Here is a 26,074-nt window from a genome sequence, read left to right as displayed (position 1 = left end):
ACCTGAGCCGGGGCCGCGCTCCGGATCGGGGCGGTCGCGGCGCGGAGCCCGGCCCCGGGCCTCGACGGCAGCGCCCTCGTGGGGGTGCGGCGGAGAACTCCGCCGCACCCCGCCGTCGTTCTCGGGCCGGGTCTTCGGGCGGGGTACGCCGAGGGCGAGCGACCCGCCGACGTCGGCTCTCGGCCATCCTCGCGTACTGGGGCAGGATCGGCCTCATGACGCCGCGCAGACCCGCACCCGCCCGCCCGGGGGCCCGTCCCGGTGCGCGCCGCACCGCGCGCACGACGCCCGGGCCATCCCCGGAGCCGCAGACCCCGCCCCCCGATGCCGCTGGTCCCGCCGGCCCGGACCCGGCCGGGCGCGAGGAGATCCCCGAGAGCGCCGTCGTGCGCCTGGCCGGCACCGACGGGCTGGCCGTGCCCACTCGCGCGATCATCCTGGTCCTCGTCCTCCTGCTGGCCTTCGTCGTCACCTTCCCCTCGCTGCGCGGCTACCTGTCCCAGCGCGCCAGGTACGACGCCGTCGTCGACGAGATCGCCCGGGCGAGGGAGACCTCGTCCTCCCTGGAGGAGGAGCTCGCCCTGTGGCAGGACGACGACTACGTCAAGTCCCAGGCCCGCGAGCGGCTGGCCTACGTCATGCCGGGGGAGACGACCTACGTCGTCGTCGGGGCGGACCGGTTCAGGAACGACGCCGCCTCCAGCGCGACCAGCGCGGACGCCTCCGAGCACCGCCCCTGGTACGAGGTCGTCCGGGAGTCGGCGCGGGTGGCCGGCGGGGCGGAGCAGTCATCGGAGCCGGCCGCCGATCCCGCTCAGCGGAGTCGGGCGACCACGACGCCGCCCGCGTCGACGCCCTCCGGAGCCTCCGCCGCCCCCGCTCCCGCCCCGACCGGGTCGTCGAGGACGTCAGGAGCCACCCCGTGACCCGGACTCCCCGAACCGCGGCGTCCGCGGTCTCCCCGTCCGACCTGGGCGTCCTGCGAGAGCAGCTCGGTCGCGTCCCCAGGGGGGTGGTCGGCATCGCCGCGCGCTGCGTGTGCGGCCGACCCGCCGTCGTGCGCACCGCGCCGCGTCTGCCCGACGGCTCGCCCTTCCCCACGACCTACTACCTCACCCACCCCGCGGCCGTGAAGGGCTGCTCCACCCTCGAGGCCGAGCACCTCATGGACGACTTCAATGAGCGCCTGGCCGCCGACGAGTCGCTGGCCGCCGCCTACGCCGCCGCCCACGAGGACTACCTGGGCCGTCGTGCCGAGCTCGGTCGCGCCGAGGAGATCGACGGCGTCTCCGCCGGGGGCATGCCGACCCGGGTCAAGTGCCTTCACGCCCTGGTGGGGCACTCGCTGGCGGCCGGACGCGGAGTCAACCCGATCGGGGACCTGACTCTCGCCGTCCTCATCGAGCGCGGTTTGTGGGATCCTGCTCGATGCTCGTGCTGAGCGACTCGAACCGACCCGGGAGACCGACCATGACACGCGTCGCCGCGATCGACTGCGGCACAAATACGATTCGCCTGCTTATCGCCGACCTCGTCCAGGACGGGACGGACCGCGCCCGTCTGGAGCCGTTGCTGCGCCGCAACGAGATCGTCCGCCTCGGGCAGGGGGTGGATCGCACCGGCCGGCTCGACCCGGCCGCCCTGGAGCGGACGCTCGCCGCCGTGGAGGGCTACGCCGCCGACTGCGCCGAGCTCGGCGTGGGGCCGGGGCGGGCCGCCCGTCGTTTCGTGGCCACGTCCGCCACCCGCGACGCCTCCAACCGTGAGGACTTCGCGGTCGGGGTCCGCCGCCTGCTCGGCGTGGACCCCGAGGTGGTCTCCGGGGACGAGGAAGCGCGCCTGTCCTTCAGCGGCTCCCTCAGCGGCTCCCTCCCGGGCGCCGGGGAGCGGAGCGACGGCGGCGGGGCGAGGCCGCGGCTCGTCGTCGACCTCGGGGGAGGCTCCACCGAGCTCGTGCTGGGCGTGGACGCCCCGACCGCCGCCATCAGCCTGAACACCGGCAGCGTGCGCCTCACCGAGCGCTACCTGGCCGACGGCGTGGCCCCCGCTGCCGAGGGGGCCGCCCGCGCCGAGGTGCGCGGACTGCTGGACCGCGCCGCCCAGGCCGTTGACCTCTCGGCCGCCGGTCGCCTCGTGGGGCTGGCCGGCACCATCACCACCGTGACCGCCCACGCCCTGGGGCTGACGGACTTCGACGCCGAGGCCATCGACGGCGCCGAGCTGAGCGTCGAGACGACCCTGGCCTCCTGCGACGCGATCGTGCACTCCACCGCCGCCGAGCGCGAGTCCTGGGGCTATCTGCGACCGGGGCGCCGCGACGTCATCGCCGCCGGGGCGCTCGTGTGGAGCGAGGTGATCGCCCGCGTCGTGGCCGAGACGGCTGAGCGGACCGGGACGACGGGACGGGCCCGCCCGCTGACCACCACCGTGACCAGCCTCCACGACATCCTCGACGGGATCGCCCTGTCACTGGCGGAGCCGGCGCGATGAGCCGCCTGCTCCCGGACGACGGGCGCGTCGCGATCGCGGTCGCCACCACGGGGACGACGGCGGAGGGCTGCCTCGCCCAGGCGCGCGCCGCCGTGGAGGCGGGCGCCGACGTCGTCGAGCTGCGCGCCGACCTGCTCGGGGCGGACCCGTCGGCACGGGATGTCGTCGAGCTCGCTGGCGCGCTGGCGACGCGAACGGCCGGTGCGCCCCTGCTGGTGACCGTGCGGACCTCCGCCGAGGGCGGGGGCGCGCGGCTGGACGACGACGCCTACCGGGCGCTCCTGCCGGCGCTCGCCGAGGGCCTGGCCGCCCTGCCCGGCCGAGTCCGGCCCGCGGCCCTCGACGTCGAGCTCGCCCGAGGCCGGACCACCGGGCTCGTCGCGCGGGCGCACGCGGCGGGGCTCGACGCCGTCGTCTCCTCCCACGACGTCGGCGCCACCCCGCCCGACGCCGTCATGCTGGGGCGCCTGCGCGCCATGGCCGAGGCGGGCGCGGACGCGGTCAAGCTCGCGGTCGTGCCGCACGACCCTCACGACGTCGCACGGCTCCTGGGCGTGACGGCCCGGGCGAGCGAGGAGCTGGACGTGCCGGTGGTCACGATGTCCATGGGCGGCCTCGGAGCGGTCAGCCGGGTGTCCGGCGCGGTGTTCGGCTCGGCCCTCACCTTCGCCACCGCGGGCGGCGCGCCCTCGGCCCCCGGTCAGCTGCCGGTGGAGCGGGTGAGGGCGGCGCTGGAGCTGCTCCCCGGCCCCTCCGGTTCCGCTTTCGCCGAGATCGGTCCGGTTCCGCGTCGAGATCGGTCGTAATCCACGTCGAGATCGGTCCGGTTCCGGCTCGAGATCGGTCCGACGGCGCCGTGCCCGGCCACCGGGGCCACGAGTCGGGCATTTCGGCGTGAGTCGGACGGCGGCGTCGTCGGACTCGTGCAAGGATGCCCGACTCGCGATCAGGGGGCCGGGCCCGCCGGCGCCGCCGCCCGCTCGCCCGCCCGCTCGGCCGGCGCCGCCGCCCGCTCGACCGGAGCCGCCGCCCGCTTGGCCGGAGCCGGGCCGCGCGCGTAGGGTGGCGGTGTTGCCCCGGCGAGGGACGCGCTCACCAGCGCGCATCCGTGATCGACGTGGTGGTGCCGCAGGGCGCTGCGCGTCGTCGCGCCCCGCCGGACCACCCGACCGCGGAGCGCCGCTCCGCCATGACCGAGGAGAACCTCATGGCCAACAACGCCATCACCCTCAAGGGCACAACCCGGACCACTGTCGGCAAGGGAGCCTCCCGCCGGGCCCGCCGCGCCGGCCAGGTCCCCGCCGTCGTCTACGGCCACGGCACCGACTCGCGCCACATCCTCCTCGACGAGCACGACACCCGCCTCGCCCTGCGCGACACCGACAACGCGCTCATCGAGCTCGACATCGACGGCGAGAGTCTGCTGACCCTGACCAAGGAGGTTCAGCGCCACCCCATCCGCCCCGGGGTGCAGCACGTCGACTTCCTCCTGGTGGATCGCAATGAGCGCGTCGAGGTCGAGATCCCCGTGAGCGTCATCGGCGACGCCGCGCCCGGCACCATCCACATCATCGAGCTGCCCCACGTCCTCGTCTCCGCCCCGGCCGTGTCGATCCCCGAGTCCATCGACGTCGATATCACCGGTGTCGAGGCCGGCACCGCGATCCGCGTCTCCGATCTCGTCCTGCCCGGGGGCGTCGAGGCCCTCACCGACGAGGAGATCGACGTCGTCAACGTGGCCGCCGAGGCCGCCGTCGCCGACAAGGCCCCCGAGGACGTCGCCGGCACCGAGGACGCCGGCGACGCCCCCGCCGAGTGACCTCCTGTCCGATTCCCCGGAGCCCCGCTCCTCCGAAGGAGCTCCCGTGAGCGAGGCCTGGCTCGTCGTCGGGCTGGGGAACCCGGAGGCCCGGTACGCCCGGAACCGCCACAACGTCGGCCGCATGGTCATCGACGTCCTGGTCCGGCGCACCGGGTCCCGGCTCTCCGGGCACAGAACCCGCGCGCGGGTCGCGGAGGCGCGTCTGGGCGTGCTGCCCGGAGGCGCGCCCGGGCCCCGGGTGATCCTCGCCGAGCCCGCCGCCCTCATGAACGTGTCGGGCGGCCCGGTCAAGGCCCTCGCCCGCTTCTACGACGTCGCCCCGGCGAACCGGCTGCTCGTCATCCACGACGAGCTCGACCTGCCCGCCCACGAGCTGCGCCTCAAGCGCGGTGGCGGCGAGGGCGGGCACAACGGCCTGCGCTCGATCAGCCGGGCCCTGGGCGCCAGGGACTACGCGCGCCTGCGCGTGGGGATCGGACGGCCCCCGGGCCGCCAGGACCCGGCCGACTTCGTCCTGTCCGACGTTCCCGCTCGGGAGCGCGACGCGCTCGCGGTCACGCTCGAACGGGCGGCCGACGTCGTCGAGGACGTCGTCGCCCACGGCTTCGCGGAGGCGCAGCAGCGGCTCCACTCAGCATGACTCCGTGTGACTCCGTATGACTGAGCATGACTCAGCATGAGACGACCCTCAGCCCCGCCCGATTGGATGCCCGACTGCTGCGACCGGTTCCGCAACGAGTGATGACGCCGTCCTCGCCTGCTCGCACCTGCGCCGGGTGTTCGGGAGGGATGAGTTCGTCGCGATCGAGGACGTCTCGCTGGAGGTCGGCGCGAGGCATGTTCACGCCCTGACCACGGGCGCCTCCGCGACCCGGTCTAGTCCCGGCCGGCCCCCGGAGGAGCCCCCGGGTCCCGGCCGGCCTCAGGCCATGAGGCCGGTCTCGTAGGCGACGACGACGGCCTGGACGCGATCGCGCACGTCCAGCTTGGCCAGGATGTTGCCGACATGCGTCTTGACGGTCGTGGCCGAGACCACCAGGTGCGCGGCGATTTCCGAGTTGCTCATGCCCTGCGCCATGAGGACGAGGATCTCCCGCTCCCGCGGCGTCAGGGAGACGATCCGAGGATCCTCATCGGCCTGCCGGCCGCCGCTGTCGGGCAGGTGGGAGGCGAACATCTCCAGCATGCGCCGTGTGACGCGGGGGGAGACGACGGCCTCGCCGCTGGCCACGGTGCGGATCGCCTCCGCGAGCTCGGCGGGACGGGTGTCCTTGAGCAGGAATCCGCTGGCGCCGGCGCGCAACCCCGCGAAAGCGTACTCGTCCAGGTCGAAGGTCGTCAGGATGAGGATCTTCGTGCTGGGGCACTGGTCGGTGATGGCCGCCGTCGCGTCGATGCCGTTCATGCCGGGCATGCGCACGTCCATGAGGATGACGTCGGGGCGCAGCGCGCGCGCCTGGGCCAGGGCGGAGGTGCCGTCGGAGGCCTCGCCGACGACCTCGATGTCGTCCTCGGCCTTGAGGATCATGCGGAAGCCCATGCGCATGAGCGCCTGATCGTCGGCCAGCACCACCGTGACCGGTGCGTCCTCGGGCTGGTCGGTGGAGTCGATGGAGGAGTTCATAGCGGAAGCTGCCACGGAGAGGTCCTTTCGTCGTCTTCGTCCCAGCGCAGGACGGCGCGCACGCGCCATCCCGTGGCGGTCGGCCCGACCTGAACAGTGCCACCATAGACGGCCGCGCGCTCCCGCATGCCGATCAGGCCCTTGCCCGATCCGTGCATGGGAGTGGAGCCCGGTGCGGCGTCGTTGTCGACCGTGAGCACCGCCGTCCCCACGTGGCGGTCCACGCTCACCGTGACCGCCTGCGTCGTGGGCGCGTAGCGCAGGACGTTGGTCAATGATTCCTGGGCGATGCGGAACAGCGTCAGCTGCAGGCCCTTGTCGTCGGGCAGCTGGTGGCCGTTCCACGCGTAGGTCACGGGGATTCCCGCCGCCTTGAACCGGGCCACGAGCGCCGCCAGATCCGCCTGCTCCGGTGCGGGCGCCATGGGTGTGTCGCCCCGGGAGGCGTCCGCGCCCTTGCCGGTGGCCTCTCGACGCAGGTTGACGATCTCCTCACTGGGCTCGACGGGAGCGACGGTGCCGGGCGGTGCGAACTCGGGCACGGGCAGGTCGCGGACCACCGGCGTCGGGCCGGTGCCGGCGGGGGAGGAGCTGCGGGGGCGGGGCCCGCCGGGGAGGACGGGCTCGCCGGGCTCCTCGCCGATGCTTCCGCCGGCCTCCTCGGGCACGAGCGCCGTCGGCGCCGATGGGGCGGACGTCTCGGGGTCGTCGCGCAGAACGCCGACGAGACGACGGGTATCGGCCAGGGCGGAGCGCCCGGTCTCGGCGAGCACCTCGAGCGCCTCCTTGGCCATGTCGGGGCTGCGGTCGATCGCGGCCACGGCGCCGTCGGCCATGGTGATCATGACGGCCAGCGAGTGGGCGACGACGTCGTGCATCTCGCGGGCGATGCGACTGCGCTCGTTGGCCGCCGCGAGAAGGGCCTCCTGCTCCCGGGCCAGCGCCAGGCGCGCCGAGCGCATCTCGACCTCGTGCAGCTGGACCTCCTGGATCCGCAGGATCATGCCGATCAGGGTGGCGATGGCGAAGATCAGGCACTGGAAGAGGTAGAGGATCCCCACATCCTTGAGAGACATGTCCATCAGGCGAATGTCGACGAGCAGTGATGGCACTCCCGAGACGAGGGTCGCCGCCCACGACCACGAGACGCGGTACCGCATGGCGAGCGCCGTCAGGCACAGGGGCGTTCCGATCAGGACATAGGCGTTCAGGGTGGTCGAGACGATGGCGAGGGTCCGTGAGTCGAGGTCGCAGGCGTGGTGGATGATGACGTCGTGCAGCGCCGGGACGACGACGCCGACGGCCCACGCCGTGGCCGGGCGGGTGCGCCGCAGGCACAGGGTCGCCGTGCTCAGGATGATCGCCGTGGTCGTGATGGGCAGCCAGGACGCGGCGGAGGACATGCCCTCGCTCAGCACGGGAACGACCCCCAGGAGCACGTCGAGGCCGAGCACCAGGGCCGCCAGGACGGAATCGGCCATGACTCGGTGCCTGCCCTGCCAGCGCATCAGGCGCGTCGCGGTGGGGGATATGCTCATCGCCACTGCTCCGTTCCGGCCCGCGGCGGGGGTGTCTGCGTGGTCCACGGGGCCATTGTGTCCTTGCGTCCGGTGCGACCGGCTGATGCGCGCGGGCCGGGTGCGCCGACGACGCCCGGAGGTTGCGCGTATCGGGCGTCGTCGGCGGGGTGATCGGGGCTTCCGGGGGCGCGAGCGCCGCGGCGGTCGGCCGCTGCGACGGTGCTCAGGCGTCGCGCCTGGTGAAGACGACCCAGCCCGCGATCACGGGGAGGAGGAACCATGCGCCGAAGACGAGGACGGCCTGCCACTGCTCGAGGAAGGCCATGGTGCCGGGGTATCCCCACATCTGACGAAGGGCGAAGGGGTCCTGAACGGCCAGCGCAACGGTGGCGGGCTCCAGGCCCTGGAGGGTGACGGCCCAGTCCCACTGGCGGCTCATGAATTGGAGGGGGATGTCGATGACGAACAGGAGCGTCATGACGGCGGTGACCGCCCCGGCCGTGGATCGCAGGAGGTGGCCCAGCCCCATCGCCATGAGCGCGAAGGCGGCGTAGGACAGGCCGACCCCCCAGAAGTAGCCCAGGTAGTGCGTGTCGGTGAGCGGCAGCGCGTGGCCGTCCATCATCGGGGCGGAGATCGCCCAGGTCAGGAGCATGGCGGCGACCCCGGTGAGGAAGGACCACACGGCGATGACGAGGGCCTTGGCGACCAGCAGGCGCCCGCGGTGGGGGACGGCGGCCAGGGAGGAGCGGATCTGGCCCGAGGAGTACTCGCCGGTGACGACCAGCACCCCCAGCACCGCCACCGCGATCTGGCCGAAGGTGCTGCCCGCGCCGATGACGTGGGCGGCTGCGGCCTCCTTGCCCGGTGCGTGGGCGTAGCCGACGGCGATGCCCGCGCCGAACAGGACGGTGAGCGCGATGGCGAGGAGGGAGGTGATCCAGGTGGATCGCAGGGTGCGGATCTTGAGCCACTCGGCCCTCACAGCGCGCAGGAGGGTCTGCTTGCCGGTCGTACGAGGGGCCCGCCTGCGCGGGAGGGCGCTCGCGGAGAGGGCGGAGCGGGCCGGGGGCGCGGAGACGGTGGCGGTTGTCGCGGTGGCCATGAGGTCGTGCCTTTCGTCGGCGGGGCGCGAGGATCGATGCCGCTCAGGCGTCGCGCCGTGAGAAGACGAACCAGGCGGCGACCAGGGGGACGATCGCCCAGGCGGCGAAGACCGCGACGGCCTGGCCGTGGCTGAGGAACTGGACTCCCTCCCCGCTCCACTCGGTGGTGCGCTGGAACGGGTCGGAGACGGCCTCGGAGACGGTGCTGGGCAGGCAGCCTATGATCTTGATGGCCCAGTCCCACTTACTGGCTGCGAGTCGGAGTGGGACCTGGATGACGAACAGGAGGGAGACGACCACGGTGATGGCGCCGGCGGTGGAGCGCAGCAGGAAGCCGACGCCCAGGGCCATCAGGGCGATGCAGACGAAGGTCAGACCCGAGCCCCAGATGTGGCCGACGTAGTGCGAGTCGGTGAGTGAACCGGCGTGCTCGCCGAGGAAAGGCTTGGAGATCGCCCAGGACAGGAAGACGGACACCGAGCCCAGGAGGAAGGTGATAGCGCTCAGGACCACGGCCTTGGACGGCAGGAGTCGTCCGCGGCGGGGGACGGCGGCCAGGGAGGAGCGGATCTGTCCGGAGGAGTACTCGCCGGTGATGATGAGGGCTCCCAGGACTGCCACCACGATCTGCCCGATTGTCAGACCGGAGGTGATCATGTTCATGGCCTTGTCCTGGTACTCCTCGGACTGTCCGACGGCGATGGCGATGCCGGCGCCGAACAGGACGGTCAGGATGATGGTGACGAGGGAGGTGATCCAGGTGGACCGCAGGGTCCAGATCTTGATCCACTCCGAGGCGATGGCGCGCGCGACGGTCTGGCGGCCGTGAATGCGAGAGTTCGCGCGGCGGTGACTCGTGCTGTCGCCGGACGAGGGGGCTGCGGCCGGGCGGGCGGGGGCGTTGGTGGTCATAACAAGGCCTTCGTGAGGAAAGAGCTGTGAGGAGTGCGAATGAGACATGGGAGGTGCGAAGGAGCTATGGGGCCGTCGGCGGTCGCCGGTGCGCGTGGGTCATCGGCGTGCGCCCGTCGGTCATCGGTCACCGTCCCGAGGGGCGCCCTCGGAGGGACCGCGCTGCGCCGCCCGCCGGGGCGCGTCCCGGTGGGCGGGGTCGGTGCGGTACTCCACGGAGTCGCCGGTCAGAGTCAGGTAGGCCTCTTCAAGGCTGGCGTGAATGATCGTCAGCTCATGCAGGACGATGCCGGCCTGCGCGGCGAGCTCGCCGATGGTGGCGGCGGTGGTGTCCGTGGTCTCCAGGACCCCGGGCCCGACGGCGCGGGTGACGAGGTCGCGCTGGGCCAGCAGCTCGGCGAGCCGGGCGGCCTGCGGGGAGGCCACGCGCACGCGGTCGGTGGTGGCCGAGGCGATGACGTCGTCGACCGGGCCGGCCGACAGGATGCGGCCGCGCCCGATGACCAGGAGCTGGTCGGCGGTCTGGGCCATCTCGCTCATCAGGTGCGAGGAGATGAAGACGGTGCGGCCCTCGCCGGCCAGCCGGCGGCAGGTCTCGCGCACCCATTTGACGCCCTCGGGGTCCAGGCCGTTGACGGGCTCGTCGAACAGGAGGACGCGCGGGTCTCCCAGGAGGGCGGCGGCGATGCCCAGGCGCTGGCCCATGCCCAGGGAGAACTCCTTGACGCGCTTCTTGGCGACGGCGGTCAGGCCGGTGATCTCCAGGACCTCGTCGACCCGATTGGCCGGGATGCCATTGGAGGCGGCCAGCTGGCGCAGGTGGTTGCGGGCGCTGCGCGAGCCGTGCAGGCCCTTGGCGTCCAGCAGGGCGCCGACCTCGCACAGGGGGGCGGACAGCTCTCGGTAGGGGCGGCCGTTGACGGTCACCTCGCCGTCGGTGGGCTTGTCCAGGCCCATGATCATGCGCATCGTGGTGGACTTGCCGGCCCCGTTGGGCCCGAGGAAACCGGTGACCGTGCCCGGTTCCACGGTGAAGGAGATGTGGTCGACAGCGGTCTTGCTGCCATAGCGCTTCGTCAGGTTGACGGCCTTGATCATGAGGAATCACTCTTCTGTAGAGCCTGAGTCGGTTGGCGAGGGGCGGCGCCCCCGGAGTGATGTCAGGTTAGGGACGGCCCGACTCCCGGCCATCGGCTCGTGTGATGAGCCGTCACGGGCGGTCGGCTCGTCCTGGAGGACGATGGGCCTCGGCCCGGGCGGTGAAGGGCGCCCGTGACGACGACGCGGGGCGGCCGGGGAGGCCGGAAGGGGACGGGGCGGGCCCGCCGTGACGGTGCCGCGCCCGCCCGCTCTCAGTCGGCGCCGCACCGGCCGGGAGCCGGGCTCTCGCGGGGAGGGGCGACCCCGGGGCATCAGCCCGCCGGCGCTGCGCCGGCCGGGAGCCGGACTGGAATCCCGAGCGGGATTCACGTGTTGCGTATGATGTACCAGCGTCGGAAGGCCCCGGTGCAGGCCGGCGCGCATCTTCGTCCCCCCATCGAGAGGACACCGCAGTTGAGTAATCCATTCTTCTCCCGCAGCCCTGCTTTCAACGATCGGGGCCCCGTCGCCGCACCGTCGCGGCCGCTGACGCCCAACGGCTACCCGACGATGCCCGGCTACCAGCCCGGCCAGTACGGCCAGGCCGGCTACGGCCTGCCCGGCCAGACCGGTCAGTACGGCCAGTACGGCCAGACCGGCCGGCCCGGCCAGGCCGGTTACGGCCAACCCGCTCCGGTGTCCGCCGAGCAGCTCGCCGGCCTGGAGAGCCAGTACGGGGCGCCGAGCGCCACCAATGTCGACCGCGGGCGCATGACGTACGACGACGTCATCGTGCGCACCGCCGGGATGTTCGCCGTCATCCTCGGCGTCGGCGCGGTCTCGTGGTGGGTCGCCACCAACCCGGCCACGGCCGGGCTCGGCTACGCCGCCATGCTCGGCGGCTGCATCGGGGCGCTCGTCCTGGGGCTCGTCAACGCCTTCAAGAGGGAGCCCAGCCCCGCCCTCATCATGCTCTACGCCGTCTTCGAGGGCGCGATGCTGGGGGCGTTCTCCGGCGTCATGGAGATGGCCTTCCCCGGCATCGTGGTCCAGGCGATGGGCGCGACCGCCGCGACCTTCGTCGTCATGCTGTGCGCCTACAAGTTCGCCGGCTTCCGCGTCTCGGGCAAGGCGGCGCGCATCCTGCTGATCGCCATGGGCGGATACCTGCTCTTCAGCCTCATCAACCTCGTCCTCATGCTCACCAACGTCACCACCGATCCGTGGGGTCTGCGCAGCATGGAGGTCATGGGGATCCCGCTGGGCGTGATCGTCGGCCTGCTGGCCGTCGTCATGGGCGCCTTCAGCCTCGTCCTGGATTTCGAGGCCATTCAGCGCGGTGTCGAGCGGGGCCTGCCCACCCGCTACGCGTGGGCGGGGGCCTTCGGACTCGTCGTCACCATCGTGTGGCTCTACGTCGAGTTCCTCCGCATCCTCGCCATCCTGCGCGACAGCTGATCCGGCCCGGCTGCGTCGGCCGAGCAGACTAGCTCGCTGTGCCGGATGGGTCGGTCGCCGTCGTCGGTCATGGGCACCCGGTGACGTCCCGCGCCGTCTCGCTCTCCTTGCGGTGCCCGGCGGCGATCGACCTCGGGGCGGGGCTCCCGGTGGTGACTCGGCGCGCAGTTCGCGCTGGGCCGAGGGCCGCGGCGGCCGGGAGCGGGCCGCCTCACGTAGGCTCCGCAGCATGATCAACACCAACATGCCCTCGGTCGAGGGATCCAAGGGGACCAAGCCCGTCCTCGCCTTCCCGGGACCGGACGCGCCCGAGGGGCTCCAGGTTCAGGTCCTCGACGCCGGCGACGGTCGGGTCGTCGAGGCCGGCGACACCATCGTCGCACACTATCTGGGCCAGACCTGGGACGGGGACGTCTTCGACAGCTCCTACGACCGCGGTCAGCCGCTGGACTTCCAGGTCGGCGTCGGCATGGTCATCCGCGGCTGGGACGACGCGCTCGTCGGCCAGCGCGTCGGCTCGCGCCTGCTGCTGTCCATCCCCGCCGAACTCGGATACGGGGACCGCGGTGTCCCGCAGGCCGGCATCGCGGGCGGTGCCACCCTCGTCTTCGTCACGGAGATCCTCGGCGTGATGTGACGTCGCGGCGGAGAAGGGCGGGAACAGGGGGGGGGACGAGAGGACGACGGAGGAGGATGAACGGAGAGGGAAAGGGGCGGAGCCGTGGTTTCGGCTCCGCCCCTTCGCGCGGCTCGGGGCGCGGCGGGGGCTCAGGCGCGACGTGCGCGTCGGAGCGCCATGGCGCCGGCCGCCGTCAGCAGCAGCGCGGCACCGAGCGGGCCGGCGCTCGCCGGTCCGGTCCTGGCCAGCTTCCCGGGGCTCCCGGAGCCGGTCGCCGCGGGCCTCCCGGAGCCGGTCGCCGCGGGGCCATTCGGGCCCTTCGGGTCGGCATCCGGCGTGGCGGAGGCGTCCGCATCGGTGGGGGCGGCGGATGCGCCGGGCGACTCGCTCGGCTCGGGAGCCGGCGCGGCGGAGGCGCTGGGCGTGGGAGTCGGCTCGGGGGAGGGAGCGGCGGCTCTGGTGGTGACGCGGAAGGAGGGCGCCATCACCGGCGCGCCGTCCACGGTGACCTCCGGGGCGTAGGTGGTGTCGGCTCCGTTGCTCTCAGGAGCCCGCCGGGTCACGGGAACGGTGGCCTTCCAGGCCCCGTCCTGCACCGTGCCGGTCACGGCCGCGCCGTCGACGGTGACCGCGGGCGGAGTGCCGGGCGCCCCGGGGTCCGATGGGGCGGGCGGGGTCCGGGAGTCCAGTCTCCAGGCGGCCAGGTACTCCCCTCCGAAGTCCCCCCTGCGGAAGGCCTTGAGCAGCGCGCCGCCGTCGGGAACCGCGCAGGTCACGGTTGCCCGCTCCCCGGGGCTCAGCCTCTGCTCCTCGGGGGTGCATGTTCCGGCGGGCAGCTCCGTCCCCGCCTCGTCGGTGATGTGGAAGCGCATGTCCGCGGGGCCGGCGAACAGTCCGGTGCCGTTCGTGATGAGCAGCGAGACCCTGCGCGGCGAGTCGGGGGAGGCCTGCGAGGGGATCTCGATCCCGTAGTTCCTGGTGATCTCGCTGCTCGGCTCCACATCCAGGGCGTCGGCCGGGGAGTCGAGCAGGGTGACCGTGGGCGTGCCCCAGGAGACGGAGGGGCCCGGCTGGTCGTCCGCGTAAGAGGCCGACAGGCTGCCGAAACGGCCCGGGCCCTCGCACATGAATCCGCCGTCGGCGCACTGCAGGGTCGGCTGGTCGGCGGCGGCGACGGGGGACAGGGCGATGCCTCCCACCGCGACGACGACAGCGGCCGCGACCGTGGTGAGCGCGGTGAGCGGATGGCGTGAACGATGATGTCTCATGGAGCCTCTCGTTTCAGGATGCGGGGAGCGGAATGGATGAGGGTAGGCGAAGCATATCCGTGGCGCATGATTCCGCGGACGCTCGGACCGGATGGAATGACTCACGTCACGGGGCCCGATCCGTTCGCCGATGAGCGGATCGTCGACATCTACGGACATCACCGCAACGGTCGCCGGCCTGGGAGCCCTGCCTGAGGTCGACGTCGAGGCCCCCCCCGCGAGCGCCCGTACCCTCGCGAGCGCCCGTACCCTGTCGTCCGAGTTCGCCCGCCGGACGCTTGTCGGCTCCCTCGCGCGGCTGCTGCAATGGCGCGATGAAGCTGCTTCCGCCCAAGGCCCGTGCCGGTGATCGCGTCGCGATCCTGTCCCCGTCCCTGGCGGCCCCCGGCTTCGCCCCGGCGGTTCACGAGCAGGCCATGGCCAGGCTTGAGGCTCTCACCGGCCTGGTTCCCGTGGAGTACCCGACCACGAGGCGGCTCGGCGCCTCGCCCGAGGAGCGCGCCCGCGACCTCAACGCCGCCTTCGCCGATCCCAGCATCCGCGCGATCCTGGCGACCGTGGGCGGCGATGACCAGATCGCGGTCATACCGCACCTCGACGGCGCCGCGGCGCTGTCCGACCCCAAGCCCTTCCTCGGGTACAGCGACAACACGAACCTCCACCAGTGGCTGTGGTCGCTGGGCATCGCCAGCTTCTACGGCGGCTCCACCCAGGTCCACGTCGGCCCGGGCCCGTACGTCGACCCGATCCACCTCGACTCGCTGCGGGCGGCGCTGCTGACCGGGGCCGAGCTGGAGATCACCGAGCCGGGGGAGTCCGAGGACATGGGGCGCGACTGGCTCGATCCCCGCGCCCTGACCGAGTTCGGTGAGCGTGAGGCCACCGGGCCCTGGACCTGGGCGGGGCCGTCCCTCTCGGTGACCGGCCCTACCTGGGGCGGTTGCCTCGAGGTGCTCCAGTGGGTGCTGACCGCCGGCAGGTTCCCGGCCGACCCCCACGTCCTGGATGGCGCCGTCATGCTCATCGAGACCTCGGAGACGCTCCCGTCAGCTTCCGAGGTGGGGTGGATCCTGCGTGCCATGGGAGAGCGCGGACTGCTGGCCGCCGTCGACGCGGTCCTCGTGGCTCGCCCGCCCGCCTCCTCGCTGGAGGACCGCCGGGACGCCCCGGACAGGGCCCGCTTCCGGGCGGAGCAACGCGATGTCGTCGTCGAGACCGTCGGGCGCTACAACCCCGAGGCGGTCATCTGCGTGGGGGTCCCCTTCGGGCACACCCGCCCCCAATGGATCGTGCCGCACGGCGGAGCCATGACTCTTGACGGCGCCTCGCACCGGATCACTGCCAGCTACGCCTGAACGGCCCGGGACGGGTGCCTCTCAGGTCCAGCCGTCGGCCGCGACCGCTGCGACGGGGCTCCGGCCGCGACCCTGGGGCAGTCGAACCGCTCGCCCCAAGGAGACGTTCATGCCCGCCTGCGCTGCGTCAATCAGCAGCCGATGACGACGGACGCGCGTTCGCGTACGGCGCCCCCGGGCCCGCGATCACTGCGATAGCCTTGGGGCGGCGCGCTCGCGCCACACCCGGTAGCACGAACTGCACGGTCCGGAGGAAGTCCGGATGACGCCGTCGGGGGCCGCAGTCCCCGGACTCGCCCCGACCTCGTCGTGGGCGCACAACAACCAGGCGTTCGTCACCTCGGGGATGCCGTTCACCGGCCGCCACGGGGACTCCTGCTGCACCGGGTGCGATCACTCGCACCCGAAGGAGCCCCATGTCGAACCTGTCCGCCTCTGACAGCCGGCCCGGCGTCCCCGCCAGCATCTCAGTCCAGTTCACCCTCTACTTCGACGGCCGCTTCTGGGTCGGCGTTCTCGAGTGCCGTGAACGCCATCATGGCGGTGACGTGAACGGTCAGGCGATCACTGTGCGGGCGGCGCGGCACGTCTTCGGGGCCGAGCCCAGCGACGTCGAGCTCTACGACTTCCTCCTGGCCCGCGGCGGCGAGCTCATCGACCGGGCCGCCGCCTCTCCTCCGGTGTCGGTGGGCTCGACGACGGCGGACCCGTCGTCGAGCCGCCGGGCCAGTCCCAAGCGCGCCGCCCGGCGGGCCGCCAAGGAGGCCGCTCGGGCCCGCCCGTCCACCGCCGCGCAGGCCGCCCTGGCAGCCGCCCGTGAGGAGACCGCGGCCCGCACCTCCCGCAACCGGAGCCTGCGCCGCCGTCAGGAGGCGGACGAGGCCTGGGCCCGTCGTCGGGAACGGGCCAAGCGCCGCCACCGCGGCCGGTGACGTATATCAGGCGCATCGGCGCCGGTGGATGCAGTGACGCAAGGTGAGTGTTCCGCAAATAGTGGCCGCGAGGGCCGCGTCGAGAACGGCGGTCCCAGATGCGGGGGAGTGGCCTGCGACCGCGCCGGGTCGGCGTTATCACGTCTCAGGGACGGATCTCGGTGCGTCAGGACGGGCCGGTGGGGGATACGCTGTGGCAACACGGCGTCGTGAAGCGTCGGCTCTCTCGCGGACGGCTCCCGGCGGCGCCATTCCCGTTGGACTGTCCGCAAAGGATTCCCCATGCCGCAGTATCGCAGCGCCACCTCCACCATGGGCCGCAACATGGCCGGCGCCCGCGCCCTATGGCGCGCGACCGGCGTGAAGGACTCAGACTTCGGTAAGCCTATCATAGCCATCGCGAACTCCTTCACCCAGTTCGTCCCCGGGCATGTGGGCCTGCGCGACGTCGGGCGGCTCGTGGCCGCCCAGATCGAGGCCGCAGGCGGCCTGGCCAAGGAGTTCAACACGATCGCCGTCGACGACGGCATCGCCATGGGCCACGACGGCATGCTCTACTCCCTGCCCAGCCGTGATCTCATCGCCGACTCCGTGGAGTACATGGTCTCCGCCCACTGCGCCGACGCCCTCGTGTGCATCTCCAACTGCGACAAGATCACCCCCGGCATGCTCATGGCCGCCCTGCGCCTGAACATCCCCACCATCTTCATTTCCGGCGGCCCCATGGAGTCGGGCAAGCTGGTCACGGCCGACGGCGCCACCCGCAAGCTCGACCTCATCGACGCCATGATGGACGCCGCCGACCCCACGGTGGCCGACGAGACCATCAGCGCCATCGAGCGCCTGGCCTGCCCGACGTGCGGCTCGTGCTCGGGCATGTTCACCGCCAACTCCATGAACTGCCTCACCGAGGCGCTCGGGCTGGCCATGCCCATGAACGGCACCCTGCTGGCCACCCACGCGGACCGCGGTGAGCTGTTCGAGGAGGCGGGCCGACAGATCGTCGAGATCACCCGGGCCTACTACGAGCACGATGACTCCTCCGTCCTGCCGCGCTCGATCGCCACCAAGGCCGCCTTCGAGAACGCCATGAGCCTGGACATCGCCATGGGCGGGTCCACCAACACCGTCCTCCACCTGCTGGCGGCCGCTCAGGAGGCCGAGGTCGACTTCACCATGGCCGACATCGACCGCCTTTCGCGCAGGGTCCCCCACCTGGCCAAGGTGGCCCCCTCGACGAGCCTCTACCACATCGAGGACGTCCATCGCGCCGGTGGGATCATGGGGATTCTCGGCGAGCTCGACCGGGGCGGTCTGCTGAGCACGACGACGTCGACGGTGCTGCGCGGCACGCTTGCCGACTCCCTGGCCGCCTACGACATCGCGCGGCCCGGTCCCGATTCCGCACCCGGCTCGGGGCTGGCGGACGAGGTGCGCACCCGCTACCTCGCCGCTCCTGCGGGCGTGCGCACCACCACGATGTTCGGCCAGGCCTCGCGCTGGGAGTCCCTCGACACCGACCGCGCCGGCGGCTGCATCCGCGACGTCGCCCACGCCTACTCCGCCGACGGGGGGCTGGCGGTCCTGTTCGGCAACATCGCGGAGAAGGGCTGCATCGTCAAGACTGCGGGCGTGGACGCCTCGATCCTCGTCTTCGCCGGTCCCGCCGTCGTCTTCGAGTCCCAGGACACCGCCGTCGAGGGGATACTCGGCGGGAGGGTCGAGGCCGGCGACGTCGTCGTCATCAACCACGAGGGCCCGCGCGGCGGGCCGGGCATGCAGGAGATGCTGTACCCGACCACGTACATCAAGTCCATGCACCTGGGCAAGGAGTGCGCCCTGCTGACCGATGGGCGCTTCTCCGGAGGCACCTCGGGTCTGTCCATCGGGCACGTGTCCCCGGAGGCGGCCGCGGGCGGGCTCATCGGTCTGGTGCGCGACGGCGACCGCATTGAGATCGACATTCCGGCGCGTCGCATCGAGCTCGTGGTCGACGACGCCGAGATCGCCCGTCGCCGGGCCGAGGAGGAGGCCCGCGGGAGCGACGCGTGGTCGCCGCACGCCGAGCGCCCCCGCAGGATCAGCGCTGCCCTGCGCGCCTACGCCATGCTCGCCACCAGCGCCGACGTGGGTGCGGTGCGCGACCTGTCGAGGCTGCCGCGGTACTGAGCCGGCTCTCCGTCGAGATCGGTCCGGTTCCGGCTCGAGATCGGTCCGGTTCCGGCTCGAGATCGGTCCGACGCCGCTGCGCCCGGCGGCCGGGACTGCGAATCGGGCATTCCTGCGCGAGTCTGCTGCCGCCGGACTCATCTCGACACGTCCATCTGAACGCGGGGCGCGAAGGCGGCGGAGCGGTGGAGGCCGTTCCGCCGACGCCGAGCCGCGAACTCGGGCGGGCCCACGCAGTACGCGGTTGTGCATCGGGGCGCTCGGCATCGGCCGCGGCCGCGCGGAACGGCGTGCCGTGATGCTCTCTCGGTCCTGAGGGGGTTCGTCCGAACTGCCATGACGCGTGCTGGGGCGGTCGAGCCTTGTCGGCGTGAGGGACTCTTCCGGGCCCGCTCGAACTCGGACGTCGACATGTGCTGCGGGGCGTCACGCGCGCCGCCGCCCGATGCCCCACCCGGCCGATGGTGATATGGGCCGCCCTGGAAGAATTTGAGGACATGTCATCCGCCCGCATAGGCTGATGGACATGAAAATCGTTCTCGCTGACCTGGGCGTGACCATCGGAGGTCGCACCCTTGTCGACGACGTCAGTCTTTCCCTGACCCGCGGCGCCCGGACGGCGCTCGTCGGCGCCTCGGGCGCGGGCAAGTCGCTGACCTGCGCCGCCCTGGCCGGAACGCTCACCCCTGCTGCGAGCGTCACCGGCAGCCTCACGATCGAGGATCCGGACGGTTCCCGCGACAGCGCCCCCGGCAGCGACCTCCTCCGGGTCCCGGCTGCTCGCCGCCCTCGTGGGGCCCGTGCGGCTCTCGTCCAGCAGGACCCCGCCACCGCTCTCCACCCGCTCCTGCGCGTCGGGGACCAGGTCGCCGCCGCGGCCAGCGCCGCTGGGCACGCCCGTCGGGAGGCGTCGGCCCGTGCGCTCGCCCTTCTCCAACGCGTCGGCATCGAGCCCGCCCTCGCCGAACGGGTTCCCGGGCGGCTCTCCGGCGGCCAGCGCCAACGCGTCGCGGTGGCGCTCGCCCTGGCCGCCGAGCCGGTTCTGCTGCTGGCCGACGAGCCCACGACGGCCCTCGACGTCGTCGCCCGAGCCGAGCTCCTCGCCGCCCTCGACGACGTCACGACCTCCGCCCCGGCTGAGCCCGGCGCCGTGCCCGCCCCGGCTGAGCCCGGCGCCGTGCCCGCCCCGGCCGGGCCCGGCGCCGTGCCCGCCCCGGCCGGGCCGCCAGTGCCCCCTGCCCTACTGCTCGTGACGCACGATCTCGCGGCCGCCGCCCTGTGCGACGAGATCGTCGTCCTCCACGAGGGGCGCGTCGTCGAGCGAGGACCGGCGCGCCGCGTCCTCACCCGGCCCGAGCATCCCGTCGCCCGCTCCATGTGCGCCGCCGCCCGCGAGGAGACTCTGGCGGGGGCCCTGGTCGCCATCGAGGCCCGCGCCGACCTCGACGACGACTCCGTCGGCGAGATCGCCGTCCCCGTATCCCCGGCGGAGGTCCGCGCGTGACCGCCTCCTGCCTCGAGGTCACCGGACTGCGCCGCACCTACCCCGACGTCGCGGGCGAACGTCGCACCGTCCTGCACGACGTCGACCTGCGCCTGGAGTCCTCCGAGAGCGTCGCCCTGCTGGGGCGCTCCGGCTGCGGTAAGACCACGCTCCTCAAAGCGCTTCTCCTCCTGGACGCCCCCGGCCCCGCCGACTCCGGCGCGATTCTTCTCGACGGCGAGCCCGTCGTCGCCGGCCGCCGACGTCCCGGTGCGCGCGCGCTGCGTCCCTACCGTCGCGCCGTCCAGTACGTGCCCCAGGACCCGGCCAGCAGCCTCGACCCGCGTCACGACGTCATCTCCCAGATCACCCGCGCGCTCCACACCCTTCGGGCGCCGGGAGGCCCCGACGAGCACAGGGAGGTCGCGGAGTCTCTTCTGGAAGCCCTCGACCTGCCCAGGGGGAGCTGGCACCGCCGACCTCACGAGATCTCCGGCGGACAGGCGCAGCGCCTCGCGCTGGCGCGGGCCCTCGCGCCCGGCCCCCGCTACCTCCTCCTGGACGAGCCGGTCTCCGGCCTCGATCCCGCTCTGCGCCACCAGGTCCTCGACCTGCTCTCCGGACTCGCCGGCGACGACGGCTGGTGCCTGCCCGTGCCCGCCCCGGACGCGCCTGCGGCGCGCCCCGCCGTGCTCCTCGTGTCGCACGACCTCGCCGCCGTCGCCCGCGTGTGCACCCGCAGCATTGTCATGGACGCGGGCCTCCTCGTCGAGGACGCTCCCACCGCCCGACTGCTCGACGCGCCCGAGCACCCCGCCGCCAGGGCCCTGCGCGACGCCGTCCCCGTGCTCCCCGAGGACTGAGACCCGGGCCGAAGCGCTCACCGACCACCTCCCGTGCCGTCCGGCACCCGACACAGAAGGACCCTTCACATGGCACACCCAGCACACGCAGCCGCCTCACTCCCGTCCCCTCCCGACTCCGCGCTCCCGGAGGTCTCCCGACGACACGTCCTGGCCCTGCTGGGGGTCGGAGCGGCGGCCGGCGCCGTCGCCGCCTGCTCGGGGCGCTCGGGTCCCAGCGGCTCCTCGGCCAACGGCCGTATCCGCCTGGCCATGCTCCAGCCGCCCCGCTCGGGCCTGAGCCCCCTGTCCGACGACGCCTTCAAGCTCTCGCGCTGGTCCACCGCCGAGACCCTCATCTACCTCGACGCCGACGGCAACGCCCTCGAAGGCCTGGCCGCCACCTGGAAGCGGGAGAACGACACCACCTGGCGCTTCGCCATTCGCGACGGCGTCACCTTCCACGACGGCACGCCCCTGACCGCCGACAGGGCCGCGGCCGCCCTCACCTTCGCCGCCGGATACGCGACCCCGCCGCGCATCCTCGACGGCGTCGACCTCAAGGCGACCGCCGAGGGCGGCGACGTCGTCGTCACCACGGGCGCCCCCGACCCCCTCGTCCCCCAGCGCCTGTCCAGCCCGCAGCTCGCCATTCTCGCCGAGGCCGCCTACCCCGCCGATGGATCGTCGGACGGCCCGCTCGCCCCCGTCGGCCACGGCACCGGCCCGTTCGAGCTGACCGCCGTGAACGGCACCGCCTCCGCCACCCTCGAGCGCTACGACGACTACTGGGGCCAGAGGGCCGAGGCCGCCGGCATCGACGTCACCTTCGTGCCCGACGGCACCGCCCGCGGAGCCGCCCTGCGCACGGGTGAGGCCGACCTCGTCGAGGCGGTCCCCGTCTCGCAGGTCGCCACCGTCGACGAGACGCTCCTCCACGAGGTGCCCATGCCCCGTACCGCCACCCTCTACCTCAACACCCGCGACGGCGCCTTCAAGGACCCGGCCCTGCGCGCCGCCGCCCGGGACGCCGTCGATGCGAGCAGTCTGGTCGACACCATGTACGAGGGGCACGCCGACGTCGCCGCCGGACTGCTCGGCCCGGCCCTGGCCTGGGCCTCCCAGAAGCGCCCCTGGGGCGGATCCGCCTTCGCGGGCGCCGACGGCGTCGCCGCCACCGGCAGGACGAACGGCGCCCCCGTCACCTTCACCAAGGCCGGCACCGTTCCCTCCGGCACCTCCATCGTCCTGGGCGGTTACACCGACCGGCCCGAGCTCGCCGAGATGGTCGTCCTCATCGCCCAGCAGCTGGAGGCCGTCGGCTTCACCGTCAAGCAGGACGTGCGCGAGTACGCCCAGATCGAGGCCGACGCCCTGGCCGGAGCCTTCGACTGCTTCCTGCTCTCGCGCGCCACAGTCCTGGACTCCGGCGACCCGGTCGCCTACATGGTCTCCGACTTCTCCTCCACCGGCTCCTTCTCGCTGAGCCTCCTCGCCGACGACGCCGTCGATGCCGCCCTGGCCAAGGCCGCCGGCATCGAGGCGGGCGAGGAGCGGCAGGACGCCATCATGGCCGCCGAGGAGCTCATCCTCGCCACCGGCGCGGCCGTCCCGCTCCTCCACGAGCGCGTTCTCCAGGGCGAGGCCGCCGGTCTCGCCGGTGCCGAGCGCGACCCGCGCGAACGCGCGCTCATCACCTCCGCGACCGTTGTCGCCTGAGCGCGCCCGCACCATGAGCACTGCGAGTCCCTCGAGCGCCGCGAGTACTGCGAGCCCCGGACCCCGGGGCTCCGGCGCCGCGCGGACGGCGGAGCGGACGCGCCGTCCCGGTCGTCTGCGACTGCTCGGGCGCGGGTCCGGCGCCGTGGCCGTCTCCCGGTCCCTGGCCGTTCTCGCACTGGTGGCCCTCGTGGGGCTGCTCCCGTGGCTGTCCAGCAACGACCCGGCGCTGACCATCCTGCGCGCCACCAGCGCCGAGCGCGAGGCCACCCCGGAGGTGCTCGACGCCATCCGCGAGCGGCTGGGCCTGAACGCGGGCCCGGTCGGCTCGATCCGGCACTGGCTGTCCGGCCTGATCCACGGAGACCCGGGAGTCTCCTGGATCTCGGGCGACTCCGTGGGCCCGGGGACCCTCGACGCCTTCGGCGTGTCCCTGGTCCTCATGGGCGCCTCGCTCGCCGTCGCCCTCGTGACCGCTGCGCTCCTGACCCTGCCGACCCTCGTGGACGGCCTGACCGGGCGCCGCCGCAGCCGGGGAGGCGCCCTCGCCGCCGCGCTGACCTCGCTGCCCGAGTATCTGCTCGCGCCCGTCCTGCTGCTGATCCTGTCGGTCTACCTCGGCTGGCTGCCGCCCTACGGGTGGGGCGGGCCGGAGCGGATCGTCCTGCCGGCCCTCTCCCTCGGACTGCCCGGAGGAGGTCTGCTCGGCGGGCTCCTGTCGGACGCGGTCGCCGCGGTCTTCGCCGAGCGATGGGTCACCACCTGGACGACGGCCGGCATCGGTGGGCGCGGGCTCGCGCTCGCCGTCCTGCGTCGTGCGCTCACCCCGCTGACCGGGCAGGTCGCGCTCGTCGTCGTGGGCCTGACAGGCGGCGCGGTCGCCGTCGAGAAGGTCTTCGCGATCCCGGGGATCGGGCGGGCCCTGCTCGGATCCGCCACCGCCCAGGACGTGCCCGCCCTCCAGGCGGGCGTGCTGCTCCTGCTGGTCCTGGCCCTGGTCGCGGGGGCGCTGGCCGTGCTCGCATCCCGCGCCCTGGTCGGCCGGGCCGCGGGGGCGGGCGGGCTCGCCCCCGCCCCTCCGGTGGAGCGCACCGGCGAGGGCGCTCGCGTCGTCGCCGTGCTCGGGGCGGCCGGCCTGGTCGGGCTGGTCCTGGCGGGGATCGGACGGGACCCGTACGCCGTGGTGGGCCGCCGTCTCGAGGCGCCGTCGTGGGCGCTGCCGCTGGGGGCCGACGCCCTGGGGCGCGACGTGCTGGCCCGGGTGGCCCACGGCGCGGTGGCGACGGCGGTCTCCGCGCTGGTCGTCACCGTCGTGTGCGCCGTCATCGGACTGCTGCTCGGGCTGGCGCCGCGCGCCTCGGTGGGGCCGGTGGAGGTGGCCAACGCCGCCCCGCCCGTGCTCGCGGGCCTCATCGTCGCCGCGGTCACCGGGCCGAGCGCCTCGGGGGCGGCGCTGGCCGTGGCCTGCGTCGCCTGGGCCCCGCTCGCGGCGCACGCCGGGGCGCTCGTCCAGGAGGCGCGCGAGCGCCCCGACGTCGCCCTGGCGCCCGCGCTGGGGGAGGGACGGGCGCGGATCATGCTCACCCGGGTGCTGCCGGGGGTCGTTCCCGTCCTCGCGCGCCATGCCGCCCTGCGCCTGCCGGGCGTGGCGCTGGCGCTGGCGGGGCTCGGCTTCCTCGGCCTGGGGGCGCAGGCCCCGACACCGGAGTGGGGGCTCGTGCTGGCCGAGGCGCTGCCCTACATCGAGCGGGCACCGTGGGCGGTAACGACGCCGGCGGGGGCGCTCGTGCTGCTGTCGGTCACGGCCGTGGCCGCCTCGCGCTCCGGTCGCTCCTGAGAGTGCGGGAGGACCTCGACGGCGTCTGCGGCGACTGAGGCCTCCGGCCCGGACGGGCCCGACCCGGCCCGCCCGGTGCCTCTCATCTAGGGTGGGGCCGTGAACGACCGCACCGCTGGGCCCGCCGACGACGCGCCCTGGGACTCCGCCCGCTACCTGCGCGAGATCCTGCGCGCCCCCGTCTACGAGGCTTCCGAGCACACGCCGCTGCAGGTCATGGCGACCCTGTCGGCCCGAGTGGGCAATACCGTGGAGGTCAAGCGGGAGGACCTCCAGGCCGTCCACTCCTTCAAGATCCGCGGCGCCTACAACGCCATGCGCTCCCTGACCGACGCCCAGCGGGCCCGCGGCGTCGTGACCGCCTCCGCCGGCAACCACGCCCAGGGGGTCGCGCGGTCCGCCTCGGTCCTGGGTGTCCGCGCCACCATCGTCATGCCCACCGTCACCCCGAGCATAAAGATCGACGCCGTGCGATCGCTGGGCGGGGAGGTCCTCCTGCGCGGCGAGAACTTCGACGCCGCCAAGGCCGAGGCCCAGCGGCTCTCCGAGGTCGAGTCCCTGACCTTCATCGCCCCCTTCGACGACCCGCGCGTCATCGCCGGCCAGGGCACCATTGGCCTGGAGATCATCCAGCAGGACGCCGAGCTCGACCGCCTCTTCGTGCCCGTGGGCGGTGGCGGTCTGGCCGCCGGGGTCGCCGTCCTCATCAAGGCCCTCATGCCGCAGGTGCGGGTCATCGGCGTCGAGCACGAGGAGTCGGCCTGCTTGGCCGCGGCCCTCGCGGCGGCCGAGCCGGTCACCCTCGAGCGCGTCGGCCTGTTCGCCGAGGGCGTCGCCGTGCGCCGCATCGGCGACGAGACCTTCCGCCTGTGCTCGGCCCTCCTCGACGACGTCGTCACCGTCTCCTCCGACGAGACCTCGGCCGCCGTGCGCGACCTCTTCGAGGACCTGCGCGCCGTGCCCGAGCCGTCCGGCGCCATCGCCCTGGCCGGCCTGAAGAAGTACGTCGCCGCCCACCGCCTGGCCGGCGAGCGGCTGGCCTGCGTGCTCTCGGGCGCGAACCTCAACTTCCACCAGCTTCGCTACATCTCCGAGCGCAGCGAGATCGGCGAGCAGCGCGAGGCCATCCTCGGGGTGACCATCCCCGAGGTCCAGGGAGAGTTCCTCCGCTTCGCCTCGGTCCTGGGCGGGCGGGCCGTCACCGAGTTCAACTACCGGGTCTCCGCCTCGGCCCCTCCCGGTTCGCCGGCTCGCATCTTCGTGGGCGTGCAGCTCACCCGCGGGCGCGAGGAGCGCGCCGAGATCGTGCGGGACCTGAAGGCCGTGGGCTACGGCGTCGTGGACCTGACCGACGACGAGCTCGCCAAGGTCCACGTGCGCTCCATGATCGGTGGCCGGGCCCCCCGGGGGCTGGCGGAGCGGCTCTTCAGCATCGCCTTCCCCGAGGCCCCCGGCGCCCTCGTGCGCTTCCTGGAGGTGCTCGGCACCCGCTGGAACATCACCCTGTTCCACTACCGCACCGACGGCGCCGACTACGGGCGCATCCTGACCGCCTTCGAGGTCGACGGCGACGGCCCGACCGACTCGACGCTCACCGAGCACATGGACCGCCTCGGGTACGCCTACCACGAGGTGACCGACGACCCCTCGGCCCGCTTCTTCCTCGCGCGGTGAGCGACCCGGGGCGGGGCCCGCCTCCGACCGACCGCCGGCTCGTCGGTGACCGCTGGCGCCGCCCCGCCGCGTGATGCGATTCATCGATGGGCGGCACGGCTTTGTGGGACTGAAGACCTAGGATGATTCATGAATCAATGACCGGTGCGCGCCGAGCGCGCGGG

The 26,074-nt window shown here is 73.4% G+C and carries 23 protein-coding genes; 16 read left to right on the top strand and 7 right to left on the bottom strand.

Features of this window, described 5'->3' with window-relative positions; translation table 11 throughout:
• Positions 1-215 precede the first annotated feature (215 nt).
• Genes G448_RS0102935 through aroD form a run of 4 tightly spaced genes read left to right on the top strand, consistent with a single transcriptional unit; the run spans position 216 to position 3,296 of the window.
• Entirely contained in the window at positions 216-926 is a 711-nt protein-coding gene (locus G448_RS0102935; RefSeq protein ID WP_026406770.1) for an FtsB family cell division protein, read from the top strand.
• The gene (locus G448_RS0102930; protein WP_026406769.1) at positions 923-1,441 is read left to right on the top strand and encodes a DUF501 domain-containing protein; all 519 of its coding nucleotides are present in this window, start codon (positions 923-925) and stop codon (positions 1,439-1,441) included. Before G448_RS0102935 ends, G448_RS0102930 begins: the two co-directional genes overlap by 4 nt.
• A 29-nt stretch (positions 1,442-1,470) precedes the next feature.
• Positions 1,471-2,490 (top strand): Ppx/GppA phosphatase family protein, encoded by a 1,020-nt coding sequence (locus G448_RS0102925; protein ID WP_026406768.1) that lies wholly within the window; start codon positions 1,471-1,473, stop codon positions 2,488-2,490.
• Positions 2,487-3,296: a type I 3-dehydroquinate dehydratase gene (aroD, locus tag G448_RS14870; protein ID WP_051268545.1), complete on the top strand. Its 810-nt coding sequence runs from the start codon at positions 2,487-2,489 to the stop codon at positions 3,294-3,296. Before G448_RS0102925 ends, aroD begins: the two co-directional genes overlap by 4 nt.
• A 140-nt stretch (positions 3,297-3,436) precedes the next feature.
• On the opposite strand, the gene G448_RS18480 is transcribed toward aroD, so the two are convergent.
• Positions 3,437-3,586 carry a hypothetical protein gene (locus G448_RS18480; protein ID WP_156910898.1) on the bottom strand — a complete coding sequence of 50 codons (150 nt, stop codon included), beginning with the start codon at positions 3,584-3,586 and terminating at the stop codon, positions 3,437-3,439.
• A 111-nt stretch (positions 3,587-3,697) separates the two neighbouring features.
• Between G448_RS18480 and G448_RS0102915 the strand changes: the two genes are divergently transcribed.
• Positions 3,698-4,309, top strand: coding sequence for a 50S ribosomal protein L25/general stress protein Ctc (locus tag G448_RS0102915; protein ID WP_026406767.1), 612 nt, complete (start codon positions 3,698-3,700; stop codon positions 4,307-4,309).
• Positions 4,310-4,355: 46 nt separating this feature from the next.
• Positions 4,356-4,952: an aminoacyl-tRNA hydrolase gene (gene pth, locus G448_RS0102910; protein ID WP_026406766.1), complete on the top strand. Its 597-nt coding sequence runs from the start codon at positions 4,356-4,358 to the stop codon at positions 4,950-4,952.
• Between the two features lie 282 nt (positions 4,953-5,234).
• Here pth and G448_RS0102900 read toward each other — a convergent pair whose 3' ends face one another.
• The 5 genes from G448_RS0102900 to G448_RS0102880 all read right to left on the bottom strand — a co-directional run bounded on the left by G448_RS0102900 (position 5,235) and on the right by G448_RS0102880 (position 10,572).
• Positions 5,235-5,936 (bottom strand): response regulator, encoded by a 702-nt coding sequence (locus G448_RS0102900; protein ID WP_026406765.1) that lies wholly within the window; start codon positions 5,934-5,936, stop codon positions 5,235-5,237.
• The gene (locus tag G448_RS0102895) at positions 5,933-7,474 is read right to left on the bottom strand and encodes a sensor histidine kinase (RefSeq protein ID WP_245572154.1); all 1,542 of its coding nucleotides are present in this window, start codon (positions 7,472-7,474) and stop codon (positions 5,933-5,935) included. Before G448_RS0102895 ends, G448_RS0102900 begins: the two co-directional genes overlap by 4 nt.
• Positions 7,475-7,679: 205 nt before the next feature.
• The gene (locus G448_RS0102890) at positions 7,680-8,561 is read right to left on the bottom strand and encodes an ABC transporter permease (protein WP_026406763.1); all 882 of its coding nucleotides are present in this window, start codon (positions 8,559-8,561) and stop codon (positions 7,680-7,682) included.
• Between the two features lie 43 nt (positions 8,562-8,604).
• A complete protein-coding gene (locus tag G448_RS0102885; RefSeq protein ID WP_026406762.1) occupies positions 8,605-9,474 on the bottom strand; it encodes an ABC transporter permease subunit in 870 nt (289 codons plus the stop codon).
• A gap of 120 nt (positions 9,475-9,594) precedes the next feature.
• On the bottom strand, positions 9,595-10,572 hold the full coding sequence (locus G448_RS0102880; protein WP_026406761.1) for an ABC transporter ATP-binding protein: 978 nt from the start codon (positions 10,570-10,572) through the stop codon (positions 9,595-9,597).
• Positions 10,573-11,028: 456 nt separating this feature from the next.
• Here G448_RS0102880 and G448_RS0102875 point away from each other — a divergent pair, with 456 nt between their 5' ends.
• Entirely contained in the window at positions 11,029-12,012 is a 984-nt protein-coding gene (locus tag G448_RS0102875) for a Bax inhibitor-1/YccA family protein (protein WP_026406760.1), read from the top strand.
• Positions 12,013-12,241: 229 nt separating this feature from the next.
• Positions 12,242-12,649 carry an FKBP-type peptidyl-prolyl cis-trans isomerase gene (locus G448_RS0102870; protein ID WP_026406759.1) on the top strand — a complete coding sequence of 136 codons (408 nt, stop codon included), beginning with the start codon at positions 12,242-12,244 and terminating at the stop codon, positions 12,647-12,649.
• A 131-nt stretch (positions 12,650-12,780) separates the two neighbouring features.
• Here the strand turns inward: G448_RS0102870 and G448_RS0102865 are convergent, their stop codons facing one another.
• Positions 12,781-13,899, bottom strand: coding sequence for a hypothetical protein (locus tag G448_RS0102865; RefSeq protein WP_026406758.1), 1,119 nt, complete (start codon positions 13,897-13,899; stop codon positions 12,781-12,783).
• Between the two features lie 314 nt (positions 13,900-14,213).
• Between G448_RS0102865 and G448_RS0102860 the strand changes: the two genes are divergently transcribed.
• The 8 genes from G448_RS0102860 to ilvA all read left to right on the top strand — a co-directional run bounded on the left by G448_RS0102860 (position 14,214) and on the right by ilvA (position 25,910).
• Complete coding sequence (locus tag G448_RS0102860) at positions 14,214-15,254, top strand: S66 family peptidase (RefSeq protein WP_026406757.1); 1,041 nt, start codon at positions 14,214-14,216, stop codon at positions 15,252-15,254.
• Between the two features lie 416 nt (positions 15,255-15,670).
• Positions 15,671-16,186: a DUF2992 family protein gene (locus tag G448_RS0102855; protein ID WP_034494119.1), complete on the top strand. Its 516-nt coding sequence runs from the start codon at positions 15,671-15,673 to the stop codon at positions 16,184-16,186.
• Positions 16,187-16,468: 282 nt separating this feature from the next.
• On the top strand, positions 16,469-18,355 hold the full coding sequence (ilvD, locus tag G448_RS0102850) for a dihydroxy-acid dehydratase (RefSeq protein ID WP_026406755.1): 1,887 nt from the start codon (positions 16,469-16,471) through the stop codon (positions 18,353-18,355).
• 526 nt (positions 18,356-18,881) lie between these two features.
• Positions 18,882-19,859 carry an ATP-binding cassette domain-containing protein gene (locus tag G448_RS14865; RefSeq protein WP_084436279.1) on the top strand — a complete coding sequence of 326 codons (978 nt, stop codon included), beginning with the start codon at positions 18,882-18,884 and terminating at the stop codon, positions 19,857-19,859.
• Entirely contained in the window at positions 19,856-20,701 is an 846-nt protein-coding gene (locus tag G448_RS0102840; RefSeq protein WP_084436263.1) for an ATP-binding cassette domain-containing protein, read from the top strand. The genes G448_RS14865 and G448_RS0102840 overlap by 4 nt, the downstream gene beginning before the upstream one ends.
• Before the next feature lie 69 nt (positions 20,702-20,770).
• Positions 20,771-22,399: an ABC transporter substrate-binding protein gene (locus G448_RS0102835; protein ID WP_026406753.1), complete on the top strand. Its 1,629-nt coding sequence runs from the start codon at positions 20,771-20,773 to the stop codon at positions 22,397-22,399.
• A 13-nt stretch (positions 22,400-22,412) separates the two neighbouring features.
• Positions 22,413-24,236 carry an ABC transporter permease subunit gene (locus tag G448_RS0102830; RefSeq protein ID WP_084436261.1) on the top strand — a complete coding sequence of 608 codons (1,824 nt, stop codon included), beginning with the start codon at positions 22,413-22,415 and terminating at the stop codon, positions 24,234-24,236.
• 99 nt (positions 24,237-24,335) lie between these two features.
• Entirely contained in the window at positions 24,336-25,910 is a 1,575-nt protein-coding gene (gene ilvA, locus G448_RS0102825; RefSeq protein WP_026406751.1) for a threonine ammonia-lyase, biosynthetic, read from the top strand.
• The last annotated feature ends 164 nt before the right edge of the window (positions 25,911-26,074 follow it).

The sequence above is a fragment of the Actinomyces gerencseriae DSM 6844 genome (assembly GCF_000429265.1).
In the GTDB taxonomy this organism is placed as follows: domain Bacteria; phylum Actinomycetota; class Actinomycetes; order Actinomycetales; family Actinomycetaceae; genus Actinomyces; species Actinomyces gerencseriae.
The sequence above is the reverse complement of the archived record's forward strand: the minus strand, read 5'-3'. Positions and strand labels throughout refer to the sequence as shown.

What these genes read in the sequence shown, in the direction of transcription:
- G448_RS0102935 (WP_026406770.1), top strand. Translation starts at nt 216, where the DNA reads ATGACGCCGCGCAGACCCGCACCCGCCCGCCCGGGGGCCCGTCCCGGT.
- G448_RS0102925 (WP_026406768.1), top strand. Translation starts at nt 1,471, where the DNA reads ATGACACGCGTCGCCGCGATCGACTGCGGCACAAATACGATTCGCCTG.
- aroD (WP_051268545.1), top strand. Translation starts at nt 2,487, where the DNA reads ATGAGCCGCCTGCTCCCGGACGACGGGCGCGTCGCGATCGCGGTCGCC.
- G448_RS0102915 (WP_026406767.1), top strand. Translation starts at nt 3,698, where the DNA reads ATGGCCAACAACGCCATCACCCTCAAGGGCACAACCCGGACCACTGTC.
- G448_RS0102900 (WP_026406765.1), bottom strand. Translation starts at nt 5,936, where the DNA reads ATGAACTCCTCCATCGACTCCACCGACCAGCCCGAGGACGCACCGGTC.
- G448_RS0102895 (WP_245572154.1), bottom strand. Translation starts at nt 7,474, where the DNA reads ATGAGCATATCCCCCACCGCGACGCGCCTGATGCGCTGGCAGGGCAGG.
- G448_RS0102890 (WP_026406763.1), bottom strand. Translation starts at nt 8,561, where the DNA reads ATGGCCACCGCGACAACCGCCACCGTCTCCGCGCCCCCGGCCCGCTCC.
- G448_RS0102885 (WP_026406762.1), bottom strand. Translation starts at nt 9,474, where the DNA reads ATGACCACCAACGCCCCCGCCCGCCCGGCCGCAGCCCCCTCGTCCGGC.
- G448_RS0102880 (WP_026406761.1), bottom strand. Translation starts at nt 10,572, where the DNA reads ATGATCAAGGCCGTCAACCTGACGAAGCGCTATGGCAGCAAGACCGCT.
- G448_RS0102870 (WP_026406759.1), top strand. Translation starts at nt 12,242, where the DNA reads ATGATCAACACCAACATGCCCTCGGTCGAGGGATCCAAGGGGACCAAG.
- G448_RS0102865 (WP_026406758.1), bottom strand. Translation starts at nt 13,899, where the DNA reads ATGAGACATCATCGTTCACGCCATCCGCTCACCGCGCTCACCACGGTC.
- G448_RS0102860 (WP_026406757.1), top strand. Translation starts at nt 14,214, where the DNA reads ATGAAGCTGCTTCCGCCCAAGGCCCGTGCCGGTGATCGCGTCGCGATC.
- G448_RS0102855 (WP_034494119.1), top strand. Translation starts at nt 15,671, where the DNA reads ATGTCGAACCTGTCCGCCTCTGACAGCCGGCCCGGCGTCCCCGCCAGC.
- ilvD (WP_026406755.1), top strand. Translation starts at nt 16,469, where the DNA reads ATGCCGCAGTATCGCAGCGCCACCTCCACCATGGGCCGCAACATGGCC.
- G448_RS14865 (WP_084436279.1), top strand. Translation starts at nt 18,882, where the DNA reads ATGAAAATCGTTCTCGCTGACCTGGGCGTGACCATCGGAGGTCGCACC.
- G448_RS0102835 (WP_026406753.1), top strand. Translation starts at nt 20,771, where the DNA reads ATGGCACACCCAGCACACGCAGCCGCCTCACTCCCGTCCCCTCCCGAC.
- G448_RS0102830 (WP_084436261.1), top strand. Translation starts at nt 22,413, where the DNA reads ATGAGCACTGCGAGTCCCTCGAGCGCCGCGAGTACTGCGAGCCCCGGA.